Raw genomic sequence first — 12,104 nt, 5'->3', positions numbered from 1 at the left:
GATGCGTACTACGGACCGCCTGGTGCTGAGGCCGTTCCGGGACGAGGACCTGCCGGAGTGGGCCGCGATGAACGCTGATCCCGAGGTGATGGAGTTCCTGGGCGGCGAGCCGCTCACCCGCGAGAAGTCGGACTGGATCGCCGGTGCGGTGAACGCACAGCACGACGCCGAGGGAATTGGCTTCCTCACGATCGAGCGAAGGTCCGACGGCGCGTTCCTCGGGGCGGGCGGCCTGCAACGGGAGCCCTGGTATCCCGACGAGATGGAGCTCGGCTGGCGGCTGGCCCGGGAGTACTGGGGCCATGGCTACGCGACGGAGGCGGCCAAGTCGTGGCTGGACTACGCGTTCACCGAACTCGACCTGGGTGATCCAGCGGACGGCCAGCACTCACCAACCTCGCCGACAGGTGCCGGGCCCGGCGTCGTCAGGCGGCGCGCTAGAGGGTCGGGCGTAGTTGGTGAGTGCTGGCGGTCCGGGCCACCCACCAGTCATCCGCCCGTCCAGGTGCCTGCTCGGCCCAGCGTGGGGTCAGGGTGTGAGGGGCGGGGTGCTGGCGCGGAGTACTGGGTAGGCGGGGGCGGTTCGGCGGGTGGGGTTCGGGTCGGTGGTGGTGGCTCGGTGGACGGCTTCCGCTGCGACGGCGTCCAGGGCTACGTGGACGGTGGTGAGGTTCGGTACTACGTCCCGGAGCGTGGTGATGTCGTCGAAGCCGGCCACGCCGAGGTCTTCGGGGATGCGGAGACCGCGTTCGCGCAGGCCGGCGAGCGCGCCCAGCGCCATGTCGTCCGTGACGGCGAACACCAGTTGCAGGTCGCGGAGTTCATCGTCGCTCAGGCCGAGCACGAACTCGCGGGCTCCGGACCAGCTGAAGTCAGGGTGGTGCACCCGGGCGCCGGCGTCCGCGACCCCCGATTCCTCGAGGCCGGCGACGAATCCCTCGACGCGTCGCTGCATGCTCAGCAGGGGAGTATCGCTGCCGAGCACGAGGCAGCGCTGGTAGCCGAGCCCGGCGAGCTGAAGTGCCAACTGCCGGGCTCCTTCCTGGTTGTCGAAGTCGACCGTCTCGAACGGAAGGTCCGATCGGCTGATCAGGACGACCCGGCCGCCGGTCTCCTCGTACCGCTGGAGCTCGTCGACGAGATGCTCCTCGGACGGCGGATCGACGTACCCGGAACCGGCCAGGATGATCGCTCGCGGTTGCTGACCACGGAGTTCACGAACCAGGTCGAGCTCGCGGTCCGCCTGCCGCTCGGTCACGGCGATCGACACGTGCAGCCCCAGGATCTCGGCCTGCTTCATGATCTCGGCCGCCATCGCCGAGAAGTACGGGTCGGAGATCAGGCTGATCACCAGCGCGATCGTTCGCGACGTACCGCGGGCCATCGCCTGGGCCGGGAGGTTCGGGGTGTAGCCGAGCTCGCGGGCCGCGAGCAGGACCCGCTCGCGATAACTCTCGGCGACCTTGCGGGACGAGCCGTTGAGCACCCTGGACGCGGTCGGCTGCGAGACACCCGCCTGCCGCGCGACATCGTCGAGGGTGACCGGCCGTCTCGGACCTGAGCCTCGCGACGCTCCACTCACTGCCGCAGTTTATGGCCGAAAACCGCTGGACGCTCGTGATGGGATTGCGGTCATGCGGAAAGTCGTGCTGATCATCGGGATGCAGGCCGCCGGGAAGTCCACCATCGCCCCACTGCTCGCCGCCAGCCTCGGCCCACCCGCCGCCACCATCGACGGCGACGTGTTCTTCCACGCGGTCGTCGCCGGGGCCGCGGTGATGACGCCCGAGCCTTCCGACGAGGCGGTCCGCCAGCTCCAACTCCGGTACGACGCGACTGCTCTCGTGGCCCGGCATTACCTCGAGGCCGGCCTCGACTTCGTCTGCTCGGACATCATGATGGGCGACGACGTCACCCGCTGGCTCGACTCCTTCGCCGACCTGGCCGAGCCCCACCTGGTCGTCCTGACCCCGTCCGTCGACTCGATCGTCGAACGAGAACTGGCCCGGGGCTCCAACTCCTACCGCGACTGGCAACCCCCTGGCGGCACCCTCGCGGACGCCGTCAAGGTTCTGCAGACCGGCCTCGCCGACACACCTCGCCGAGGTCTCTGGTTGGACACCACCGGTCAGACCCCCGACGAAACCGTCGCCGCCATCGTCGAAGACGACCTCAAATCGTCCCTCTGGTGAGACCGCGGCCGGCCGGAACGAACACGCTGCCCCGCGGACCCGGAGTACAGGTCAGGCGTTGAGGCCTTCTTCTTCCTGGTGGTCCTCGGGGTGGAGCATGGGGGAGACGGGCCAGTCGGACGGGTAGTCGGGGGCGAGCTCCTCGGCCTCGGCGTAGAGGCGCTTGCGGTACTTGCGGGAGATGCGGTCGCCGAAGACGGTGCCCTGGGTGTGGTCCGTCTCGTGCTGCAGGCAGCGGGCGAAGAGGCCGGTGCCTTCGTAGCTGACCGGCTCGCCGTTCTCGTCGACGCCGGTGACGCGGGCCCAGTCCGGGCGGATGCACTTGGTGAAGGCGCCGGGCAGCGACAGGCAGCCCTCCTCGCCCTCGTCCAGCTGGCGGTCCTTGCCCTCGGGGATCTCGACGACCGGGTTGCAGACGACGCCCTGGTGCTGCACGCCGTCCTTGTCGGGGCAGTCGAAGACGAACAGTTGCAGGTCGACTCCGACCTGGTTCGCGGCCAGACCGACACCCTCGGCGGCGTTCATCGTCGCGACCATGTCCGCGACGAGCTTGTGCAGGTCCTCGCCGAACTCGGTGACGGGCTTGTTCAGCCGGTGCATGACGTCCTCGCCCCACCGGGTGATGGGCAGCACCGAACCGTTCGTAGGCAGCGTAGGCATGGCGGAAATCCTAGCGAAGCCAGGCGCCACCGACACGCCCGCGGTCCTCCGCCGGTACTGCGGACCGCGGGCGTCAGGTGGTCAGACCTGGCCGTTGACCTCGTCGCGCCAGGCGACCCAGTCGCGGACCAGACCGAGGTCGTAGTCCGGGCCGGAGGTGTGGATGGTGAACAGCCGGGTGCCGACGTCGAGCAGGGACTTGCCCAGCTCCTCGGGAGTCTTGTCGCCGACGGCGGCCGAGCGCTCGATCTCGCCCGGGTCGCGGCCGATGGTCTTGCAGTGCCCGTCGAGCACGGCGTGCTTGTGCGCGATCGTCTCGGCGTCGCCGAAGCCGTGCCAGATGTTCGCGTGCTGCGCGACGAGCTTCAGCGTCTTCTTCTCGCCGCCACCGCCGATCAGCACCGGGATGTCGCGGGTCGGCTTCGGGTTGAGCTTGGTCCAGCGCTGCTCGATCCGCGGCAGCGCCTCGCCGAGCGCGTCCAGCCGGCCGCCCGCCGTGCCGAACTCATAGCCGTACTCGTCGTAGTCCCGCTGGAACCAGCCGGACCCGATGCCGAGGATCAGCCGGCCGTCGCTGATGTGGTCGACGGTCCGCGCCATGTCGGCGAGCAGTTCGGGGTTGCGGTAGGAGTTGCAGGTGACCAGGGCGCCGATCTCGACGCGCTCGGTGGCCTCCGCCCAGGCGGCGAGCATGGTCCAGGCCTCGAAGTGCAGGCCGTCCGGCTCACCCGAGAGCGGGTAGAAGTGGTCCCAGTTGAACGCCACGTCGACGCCGATCTCCTCGGCCGCGGCGACGGTCCGCCGGATGTCGGCGTACTCGGCGTGCTGGGGCTGAACCTGAACGCCGATCCGTACCGGGAAGGCGCTGTACGGACGGGCAGTGGACTCAGTCGATGTCATGGTGGAGAAGCCTATACGCCATATCGGAGGATCCTCCGGTACGGCCACCATCCGAACTGACCGACCCACTGCCGTTGGTCAGCGGCTGTCGGTTCTGGACGGTAGGTTCCGGGCATGGACCTCAACGGCAGACCTGACCCGCCCACGGACGCGGGGGAGAAGGAGACGCTGGTCGGCTTCCTCGACTTCCAGCGCGCCACGCTCCGCTGGAAGTGCGAAGGCCTGACCCCGGAGCAACTCGGCACCGCGGCGATCGACCCCTCGTCGATGACGCTGCACGGCCTGGTCCGGCACCTGACCGAGGTCGAGCTCGGCTGGTCGGTCGGCACCTTCACCGACGAGCCGGTCGTCTACGCGTACTCCTCACGCGAGAATCCCGAAGGCGACTGGATCGGCCTGGACCCCTCGCAGTACGACGCCGACCTGCACCGGTACGACGAGGCGGTCGAGCGGGCGCGATCGGTGGTCAAGGACCTCGATCCCGGGTACACCGTCGAGGACGACGGCAAGCGCTACACACTGCGCTGGGTGCTCGCCCACATGATCGAGGAGTACGCCCGCCACAACGGCCACGCCGACCTCCTCCGCGAACGCCTGGACGGCTCCACCGGCGAGTAACGCGCCATACCAGCGACCCGGCTGAGCGAGTAGTGCTGCTCAGGCCGGGTCGGCGCGGTGGGAGTCGGCCAGCAGGTCGAGCATGTGGGAGACGCCGGACTCGACCTGGGCCTGCTGTTCCGGGGTCAGGCCGGAGCTCTGGTAGGTCAGCTCGGTCCGGTCGGCGGCGAGTTCGCGCAGTGTCACCGTGACGACCTCGTCGGGCCCGGACAAGTGGATGACGACCGTCCGCGGCAGATCGAGCTCACCGAACTTCAAGGAGAACGGGACCTCTGTCCCGTCCTGCGTGGCCACGAAGACCGCCGAGATGGCCCCGCCCGGACGGACCTCGATGGTGACGCGATCGGCCGGTGTCGTGAAACCTTCGGCGACGAACCACCGCGCGAAGTACTCCGGTTCGGTGAAGGAACGGACCACCTGGTCCGGGGCTGCTTCGACAGTACGGGTGAAGGTGAACATCGTGGGCTCCTTCGGGACTGGGCTGGAAAGAACTGGGCTGGAAGATCTGGGCTGGCAAGATCTGATGGCCCTCACTCTGGCCGACACCCGTTCTGGATTGTTTTCGATCTGTTGACGGCGCTCCGGCTCCGACCGGCAACGAGCACTCGGGTGGTTCAGACCGTTACTGTCGGGTCATGAGCCCGAAGTCGAGCATCGCCCCGGTTCGCTGGACGCCTCCGGCAGCTCCCGCGGCCCGCCAACCGCAGCGGATCGACGTGCGGACCGTCGCGTTGCCGGGCACCGGACCCGAGGACGCTCTGATCGACGAGGACGGCAGCGTCCTCACCGGCCTGCTGGACGGCCGGATCCTCCGGGTCAGCGCCGACGGCAGCGCGATCAGCGTGCTGGCCGACACCGGCGGCCGCCCGCTGGGCCTGGAGTGGCTGCCGGACGGCAAGGTGCTGATCTGCGACGCCAACCGCGGGCTGCTGACGCTCGACAAGGACGGGCGGATCACCACGCTGCTCGCGGAGATCGACGGCCGGCCGATGAGGTTCTGCAACAACGCGGACATCCTGCCCGACGGCACGATCTACTTCACCGACTCCTCCACCCGGTTCGGTGTCGACGAGTGGATGGCGGACCTGCTCGAGCACTCCAGCACTGGCAGCCTGTACCGGCTCACTCCGGATGGCGAGCTCACCCGGCTGACGACCGACCGCCCGTTCCCCAACGGGGTCGCGCTGAGCGGTGACCAGAACACGTTGTTCTTCGCCGAGACCGCGAGCTACGGCCTGTTCAAGCTCGACCTGACCACCGAGGACGCCGAGCCCGAACTGGTCGCGATGATCCCCGGGCTGCCGGACAACATCGCGCGCGGCTCGGACGGCCTGATCTGGGTCGCGGTCGGCTCACCGCGCAACGCCCTGCTGGACTTCCTGCTGCCCAAGCCGCCCGTACTGCGCAAGGTGGTCTGGGGTCTGCCCGAGTCGCTGAAGCCGAAGGCGGCCGACATCATCGAGATCCAGGCGTACGACGACGACGGGAACCTGGTGCACGATCTGCGGGGCAAGCACCCGGACTTCCGGATGCCCACCGGAGTACGGGAGCGCGACGGGAAGGTGTGGCTGAGCAGCATCGGCACCACCCACCTCGCGACCTTCGACACCCCGACGCGCTAGCGTCCGCCAACCCGCTTGCGTCCGCCAACCCGCTTGCGTCCGAAGAAGCCGAGGTCATAGCCCTCGGTTCTTCGGACGCAAGGGTAGGAACGGTCAGCCGAGCTGCCAGGAGCGTTTGGACAGGCCGTACCAGAAGCCGTCCACCACGGTGTCGGCCGAGCCGAGCGAGTCCTCTGCGGCGCCGAGCGACACGAACAGCGGCGCGAAGTGCTCGGTCCGCGGGTGGGCGATCGACGCGGCCGGTCCCTTGTGCAGGAAGTCGATCAGCGAGTCGACGTCCTGGGCGGCGAGTGCTCGCCTGGCCCAGTCGTCGAACTCGATCGACCAGTTCGGCGCGGCCCCGTCGGGCGAGCCGCCGAGGTTGACCGCGCTCAGGTTGTGCGTGGTGAACCCGCTGCCGACGATCAGCACGCCCTGGTCGCGGAGCGGCGCGAGTTTGCGGCCGATGTCGAACAACTGCTTCGGGTCCAGCGTTGGCATCGAGATCTGCAGGACGGGGATGTCTGCCTCGGGGTACATCTCCTTCAACGGCACGTATGCACCGTGGTCCAGGCCGCGGGTGGGGTCGTCGTACACGGGAGTCGCCGGGGAGTGCAGAAGTTTGCGGACTTGGTCGGCGAGTTCGGGCGCGCCGGGAGCGGCGTACTGGACCTGGTAGTAGCGCTCCGGGAAGCCCCAGAAGTCGTACAGCAGCGGCACGGTCTCCGTAGCGGCGAGGGTGAGCGGCGCGGCCTCCCAGTGCGCCGACACGATCAGGATCGCCTTCGGCCTGGTGAAGCCGGGGGAGATGGCGGCGAGCTCGGCCGTCCACTGCCGGTCGTCGGCCAGCGGGGGCGCGCCGTGGCTCAGGTACAGCACCGGCGTCCGGCTGATTTCCAGGGTGTCGCTCATCGTCGCTCTCCGCCTCTCGGGTTCTTGCTCCTTCCAATGTAGTTGAACACTCAATTTATTTCTACGGCTCCGGGGTCGGCGAGGTGGCGAGTCGCGCTGCCGCGGCCGTTCGCCGGCGCTCGCGTTACTGTGCGGATCATGCGATTCGGAATCACGATCCTGCCGGAGTACCGCTGGTCCGAGGCGGAGCCGAAGTGGCGACGGGCGGAGGGGCTCGGCTTCGATCACGCCTGGACCTATGACCACCTGACCTGGCACGGCCTGCAGGACTCCCCGTGGTACGGGACCACGCAGACGCTCACCGCGGCGGCGCTGGTGACCTCGACGATCAAGCTCGGCACGTTCGTCACCTCGCCGAACTTCCGGCACCCGCTGACGCTGACCCGCGAGATCCTCGCCCTGGACGACATCTCGCGGGGCCGCTTCCTTTGCGGGATCGGCTCCGGCGGCGGCATCGACCAGACCATCCTCGGCGGCGACGAGTTGACGGCGCGGCAGAAGGTCGACCGGTTCGAGGAGTTCGTCGGACTGCTCGACACGTTGCTCACCACGGACGGCGTCGACCACCAGGGCGAGTACTTCGAGACCCGGAACGCCCGCACGCTGCCCGGGTGCGTCCAGCAACCGCGGGTGCCCTTCATCATGGCGGCGAACGGCCCGCGCTCACTCCGCCTGGCCACCAGGTACGGCGCCGGCTGGGTGACCACCGGGCTGAAGTCGGCCGACTACGAGACCTGGTTCTCCTCGGTGCGCGACCTCAGCCACCGGCTGGACGACGTACTGGATGAGGGGCGGGCGTTCGACCGGTACCTCGCGCTGGACTCGGCGCGTTACTCCCTGAGCAGCGTCGACGCCTTCGAGGACGTCGTCGGCCGCGCGGCGGACCTCGGCTTCACCGACGTCATCACCCACTGGCCCCGCACCGAAGGCGTCTACGCCGGCAGTGAGGACACCCTCGAGAAGATCGCGACCGAGGTCATTCCTCGTCTTCGCTAGTACGGCGGACGTAGGCGGGCAGGACGTACCAGAAGGCGACGAACCAGGCGAGCACGAGCGCGACGGTGATGATCGCCACCGTGCGGCTCAGCACCACGTCGATCGCCAGCAGCACGCCACCGCAGATCGCGATCAGCAGGAAGACCAGGCCGCCACTGGTGAGGTGATGCGCGATCGGGATCATCCGGTCCCGCAACTTCTTCTGGAAGACGATCCGGTGGAAGGACACCGGCGCCAGGAACAGGGCCATCGCCAGGGCGGACGCGATCAGGGTGCCGGCGTAGACGTCGTGGGTGAAGGCGTCCGCATCCTGGAACCGGTTGGTGAAGGCGATGCTGAGCAGGAACGCGAACAGGATCTGCGTGCCGGTCTGGGCCAGCCGGAGTTCCTGCAGCAACTCGTTCCAGTGCCGGTCGAGGCGCTCGCCCTCGTCCTCTTCCTTACGCCGGTAGTCGCCGGGACGGTCTTCGTCGGTCATCTGTCTCCTCACGCCGGACAGGTACCCCGCGAGGAAACTGTGGCCGCTCCTACCCGGCAGGCGAAGGGGCAGGCCAACGGGGCCAGCGAACAAGGGGAAGCGAAAGGGCCGCTCACCGGTTGGTGAGCGGCCCTCGCGTTATTCAGTTCTTAGAAGGTCCTGATCCTCGGATCAGATCGGGCGGATGTTCTCCGCCTGCAGGCCCTTCTGGCCCTGGGTGATCTCGAACTCAACGCGCTGGTTCTCGTCCAGCGAGCGGAAGCCCGAGGTCTGGATGGCCGAGTAGTGCGCGAACACGTCCGCGCCACCGTCATCCGGGGTGATGAAGCCGAAGCCCTTGTCAGCGTTGAACCACTTGACAGTACCGACAGCCATTGTTGTCTATCTCCTTGATGGCTTGTAACAAGACGCGATCCACACCTCATGAACCGCGTGTCGCCGAAAGGCCCCAGACGACGAAACCGGCCGTACAGCACAGCAAAAGTCAGTGGGAGTCCAAAACTGCAACGCGATAACTGTAGCCGATCTGGAGCCTCGTGTGGGGGGTGACCGCGAACACGTGTCGCGGAAAGTCGCGCTCCACCACGCTCCGTGGTCTTCGGCCACTCAAGATGACCGATTCCCGCGGGGCTGGCCCGGCCAGGCCGTGGACAACGAAACCCCCGCGGACCTGCAGATTCGCGCTCAGGCAGGGATGCGGCAGCGGGTCCGGACCCCCGACAAGGGTGGACAACAGGCCCTGTACGCCCGGTAATGGCCGCAAGTCCGGTGTGAATTCCTCCGGCGTGTCGTACGGCGCTGGACAACCGCCGCGGCGCGGGCAAAGGTTTGGTACGACGCGGACGAGAGGCCCGGCATTGATCCTCAGAGTGGTACGCAGCGGTGGTTTCGCCGGCCTGATGGCGCGGGGCGAGCTCGACACGTCGTCTGATCCGGACGCGGACCGGCTCGAACGGGTCGCCCGCGGCCTGGACCAGGCTCGACTGGGCTCCGGGCGCCCGCAGCCCGACAGGTACGTCTACCAGCTCGAGGTGCGTGACAGCGACGACGCGGACCCGACGGAGCTCACCCTGGCCGAGCAGGACCTCGACCAGGAGACCGCCTGGCTCCTGGACCGCGTGCTGCAGTCCCAGGAGCCAGGCGGCGGAGCCTAGCCCGCGCCAGTCAGCGCCAGTTGATCTCGGGTGCGCGGTAGAAGTTCACGCTGAGGACGTCCCAGCGGGAGCCCTGGGCGCCCAGGCGGTCCTTGTAGGCGGTCCAGTCGAGCGCGGACGCCTGCGACCAGCCCAGCTCGGCCACGCCCGGCAGACGCGGGAATGCCATGTACTCGAGCTTGTCGAGGTCGTCCAAGGTCTCCGTCCAGATCGGCGCCTCCACCCCGGCGACAGCGCTCTCCGGCAGGTCGGGGACCAGCGTGGACGGGTTCCAGTCGTACGCCGTCTGCACGTCGACCAGACCGGCCCAGTCCTGCCCGTACGGCGTGCTGTCGTCGTACTTCATGTCCAGGTACGCCCGGTTCGCCGGGGACATCACGACCTTGGCGCCCTGAGCGGCGGCCTTGCGGGCCAGTTCCTGCGAACGCGCGTCGTCCGTACCCCAGTACTGCGCGATGCTGCCGGCGGGCAGGGGTGTCTCGGCGATCTCCTGCCAACCCATCACCCGCTTGTGCTGCTTGGTGACGAGTGCGGCCGCCTTCGGGACGAAGGTGAGGTAATCCGAGTGCGGTGTGGAGTGCGCCTCGTCGCCGCCCAGGTGGATGACGTCGCCGGGCGCCTGCTGCGCGACCTCACGGAATACGTCGTCCAGGAACTCGTAGGTGATCTCCTTGCCGACGCAGAGCGAGCTGAAGCCCACGTCCGTGCCGGTGTAGAGCGGCGGAGCCACCCCGTCGCAGTTCAGCTCGGCGTACGACGCCAGCGCGGCGTTGGTGTGACCCGGGGTGTCGATCTCCGGGATCACCGTCAGGTAGTGGTCGGCGGCGTACCGGACGATCTCGGCGAAGTCCGCCTTCGTGTACGAGCCGCCGGGCGTGCCGTTGACCTCCAGGCTGCCCCCGTACGTCGTGAGCCTCGGCCAGGAGTCCACCTGGATCCGCCAGCCCTGGTCGTCCGCGAGATGCAGGTGGAGCTTGTTCAGCTTGTAGAGCGAGATGAGATCTATGTAGCGCTTCACCTCGGCCACCGAGAAGAAGTGCCGGGACACGTCGAGCATGGCGCCGCGATACCCGTACCGCGGGGAGTCGGCGATCGTAGTACCGGCGACGCGCCACGGGCCGGCCTGGCGGCTGGCAGCGTCGGCCTTGGCGGGCAGTAGCTGCCGGAGTGTGGTGACCCCGCGGAACAGGCCCTCGGGGGTGGCCGCTGTCACACTCACGGCGGAGCGGTCGGCGCGCAGCTGGTATCCCTCGGCCCCGAGAGACGCCGGGCCGTTGGTGGACAGCTTGATGTCGGCCACCCCAGGCACAAGCGGGATCACCGGCAGCGGGTAGCCAGTGGACCGTCGCAGCTGAGTAGTGAGCTGGTCTGCGACCTTGCGGGCGGCCTTACTCTCCTTGGCGCTCGAAGCGACGCCCACGATGCTCCAGGGCTTCAGAGTGAAGTCCTGGCCGACGAGAGCGTGCTGGGACACCGGCTTGGGGATCAGGGCGGGTGTGGAGGCGGTCTGCGGCTGGGCCGCGGCCGGCGTGGTGGTGGCGATCAGGGGAGTCGCTAGCAGGGCGGCGGTGAGGAGGCCGGCCAGCGAGACCCGACGGCTGGGGCGTGCGAGTCGTGTCATGACCCGAAGTGAACGTCTGCTCACAGCCCCAGTCAAGGTCTTTCGGCAATCTCTCTGCATTACTCGTGCGTACGGCGAACTCAGTCGTACTTCCGCGCCGTCGCCAGGGCCTGGGGCACGTACGACGAGCCGAACATCACCACATGGGTCAGCAGCGGGTGGAGCCGGTGCAGGCCGACCCGGTCACGCCACCCGTCTGTCAGGGGGTGGGCCTCGTCGTAGGCGCGCAGTACTCGCTCCAACTTCGGCATGCCGAAGAGCCCGAGCATGGCCAGGTCCGTCTCGCGGTGGCCCCCGTGAGCCGCTGGGTCGATCAGGTGCACTCCGTCAGCGGTCCAGAAGACGTTGCCGGACCACAGGTCACCGTGGATCCGGCACGGCTGCTCCGCCGGGTCGTCGTACGCGCCGTCGGTCAACCTGCGGCACAGGCGCTCGAAGACGGCCAGCTGGTGGTCGTCGATCGTGCCCTGGTCGTAGGCCATCCGCAGATAGGGCTGGATCCGCAGAGATGCGTAGAACTCACCCCACGCCTTCGTCGGTTCCGAGCTGTGCGGCAACTCGATCGTGCCGATGTAGCCGTCCGTCTCCCACCCGTCAGGCGGTACGCCGAAGTGGCGCGCGCCGGCGTCGTGCAGGACTGCCAGCCTCCGGCCGAACTCGTCAGCGGCAGCGCCCTTCGGCGGCGCCGGACGGAGCCGTGGGGTCGCCAGGCGGCCGGGGGACACTTGCAGCGGCTGCACCACCGGGACGCCGCCGGGGACGTCCAGCCAGCGCAGACCGGCGGCCTCGACCTCGAAGAACCCGGGCGGAGCGTCGTGCCTCTCCTTCACGAAGGCGTCGATCATGGCGGCACTCTGCCACGAAGCCTTCGTCATCGAGGAAATAGCGATCAGCCTCACCTTGGCCGCCGTTGCTCCGGGACCGGCGAGCCAGCCAGGGTTCGGTGAGCATGGCTGCGACGGCCACGGCCGT

The 12,104-nt window shown here is 68.5% G+C and carries 14 protein-coding genes and 1 pseudogene; 6 read left to right on the top strand and 9 right to left on the bottom strand.

The window, feature by feature from the left end:
• Position 1: 1 nt before the first annotated feature.
• A pseudogene (locus ACFPJ1_RS37265) lies at positions 2-352 on the top strand (GNAT family N-acetyltransferase); the annotation flags it as partial.
• 177 nt (positions 353-529) lie between these two features.
• Here the strand turns inward: ACFPJ1_RS37265 and ACFPJ1_RS37260 are convergent.
• Positions 530-1,582 (bottom strand): LacI family DNA-binding transcriptional regulator, encoded by a 1,053-nt coding sequence (locus ACFPJ1_RS37260; RefSeq protein ID WP_380111016.1) that lies wholly within the window; start codon positions 1,580-1,582, stop codon positions 530-532.
• Between the two features lie 52 nt (positions 1,583-1,634).
• Between ACFPJ1_RS37260 and ACFPJ1_RS37255 the strand changes: the two genes are divergently transcribed.
• A complete protein-coding gene (locus ACFPJ1_RS37255; RefSeq protein WP_380111015.1) occupies positions 1,635-2,192 on the top strand; it encodes an AAA family ATPase in 558 nt (185 codons plus the stop codon).
• A gap of 51 nt (positions 2,193-2,243) precedes the next feature.
• On the opposite strand, the gene def is transcribed toward ACFPJ1_RS37255, so the two are convergent.
• On the bottom strand, positions 2,244-2,852 hold the full coding sequence (gene def / locus ACFPJ1_RS37250) for a peptide deformylase (RefSeq protein ID WP_380111014.1): 609 nt from the start codon (positions 2,850-2,852) through the stop codon (positions 2,244-2,246).
• An 81-nt stretch (positions 2,853-2,933) separates the two neighbouring features.
• Positions 2,934-3,752 carry an LLM class F420-dependent oxidoreductase gene (locus tag ACFPJ1_RS37245; protein WP_380111013.1) on the bottom strand — a complete coding sequence of 273 codons (819 nt, stop codon included), beginning with the start codon at positions 3,750-3,752 and terminating at the stop codon, positions 2,934-2,936.
• 114 nt (positions 3,753-3,866) lie between these two features.
• Here ACFPJ1_RS37245 and ACFPJ1_RS37240 point away from each other — a divergent pair, with 114 nt between their 5' ends.
• The gene (locus tag ACFPJ1_RS37240; RefSeq protein ID WP_380111012.1) at positions 3,867-4,370 is read left to right on the top strand and encodes a DinB family protein; all 504 of its coding nucleotides are present in this window, start codon (positions 3,867-3,869) and stop codon (positions 4,368-4,370) included.
• Between the two features lie 39 nt (positions 4,371-4,409).
• On the opposite strand, the gene ACFPJ1_RS37235 is transcribed toward ACFPJ1_RS37240, so the two are convergent.
• Entirely contained in the window at positions 4,410-4,829 is a 420-nt protein-coding gene (locus tag ACFPJ1_RS37235) for an SRPBCC family protein (protein ID WP_380111011.1), read from the bottom strand.
• A gap of 176 nt (positions 4,830-5,005) precedes the next feature.
• Between ACFPJ1_RS37235 and ACFPJ1_RS37230 the strand changes: the two genes are divergently transcribed.
• A complete protein-coding gene (locus ACFPJ1_RS37230; RefSeq protein WP_380111010.1) occupies positions 5,006-5,992 on the top strand; it encodes an SMP-30/gluconolactonase/LRE family protein in 987 nt (328 codons plus the stop codon).
• Positions 5,993-6,085: 93 nt separating this feature from the next.
• Here ACFPJ1_RS37230 and ACFPJ1_RS37225 read toward each other — a convergent pair whose 3' ends face one another.
• Positions 6,086-6,883: a dioxygenase family protein gene (locus tag ACFPJ1_RS37225; protein WP_380111009.1), complete on the bottom strand. Its 798-nt coding sequence runs from the start codon at positions 6,881-6,883 to the stop codon at positions 6,086-6,088.
• Positions 6,884-7,021: 138 nt separating this feature from the next.
• On the opposite strand from ACFPJ1_RS37225, the gene ACFPJ1_RS37220 reads away from it, so the two are divergent.
• Positions 7,022-7,879, top strand: a complete 858-nt coding sequence (locus ACFPJ1_RS37220; protein WP_380111008.1) for an LLM class flavin-dependent oxidoreductase — start codon at positions 7,022-7,024, stop codon at positions 7,877-7,879.
• Here the strand turns inward: ACFPJ1_RS37220 and ACFPJ1_RS37215 are convergent.
• Together ACFPJ1_RS37215 and ACFPJ1_RS37210 are read right to left on the bottom strand one after the other, a co-directional pair.
• Positions 7,860-8,357, bottom strand: coding sequence for a DUF6328 family protein (locus ACFPJ1_RS37215; protein WP_380111007.1), 498 nt, complete (start codon positions 8,355-8,357; stop codon positions 7,860-7,862). The genes ACFPJ1_RS37220 and ACFPJ1_RS37215 overlap by 20 nt on opposite strands.
• Positions 8,358-8,528: 171 nt before the next feature.
• Positions 8,529-8,732: a cold-shock protein gene (locus ACFPJ1_RS37210; protein WP_012921273.1), complete on the bottom strand. Its 204-nt coding sequence runs from the start codon at positions 8,730-8,732 to the stop codon at positions 8,529-8,531.
• A gap of 482 nt (positions 8,733-9,214) precedes the next feature.
• Here ACFPJ1_RS37210 and ACFPJ1_RS37205 point away from each other — a divergent pair, with 482 nt between their 5' ends.
• On the top strand, positions 9,215-9,511 hold the full coding sequence (locus ACFPJ1_RS37205; protein ID WP_380111006.1) for a protealysin inhibitor emfourin: 297 nt from the start codon (positions 9,215-9,217) through the stop codon (positions 9,509-9,511).
• A 10-nt stretch (positions 9,512-9,521) separates the two neighbouring features.
• On the opposite strand, the gene ACFPJ1_RS37200 is transcribed toward ACFPJ1_RS37205, so the two are convergent.
• Both ACFPJ1_RS37200 and ACFPJ1_RS37195 read right to left on the bottom strand, forming a co-directional pair.
• Complete coding sequence (locus tag ACFPJ1_RS37200; RefSeq protein WP_380111005.1) at positions 9,522-11,132, bottom strand: beta-N-acetylhexosaminidase; 1,611 nt, start codon at positions 11,130-11,132, stop codon at positions 9,522-9,524.
• An 80-nt stretch (positions 11,133-11,212) separates the two neighbouring features.
• Positions 11,213-11,977 carry a fructosamine kinase family protein gene (locus tag ACFPJ1_RS37195; RefSeq protein ID WP_380111004.1) on the bottom strand — a complete coding sequence of 255 codons (765 nt, stop codon included), beginning with the start codon at positions 11,975-11,977 and terminating at the stop codon, positions 11,213-11,215.
• Positions 11,978-12,104 lie beyond the last annotated feature (127 nt).

The organism is Kribbella qitaiheensis (assembly GCF_042657745.1).
Taxonomy (GTDB): domain Bacteria; phylum Actinomycetota; class Actinomycetes; order Propionibacteriales; family Kribbellaceae; genus Kribbella; species Kribbella qitaiheensis.
The sequence above is the reverse complement of the archived record's forward strand: the minus strand, read 5'-3'. Positions and strand labels throughout refer to the sequence as shown.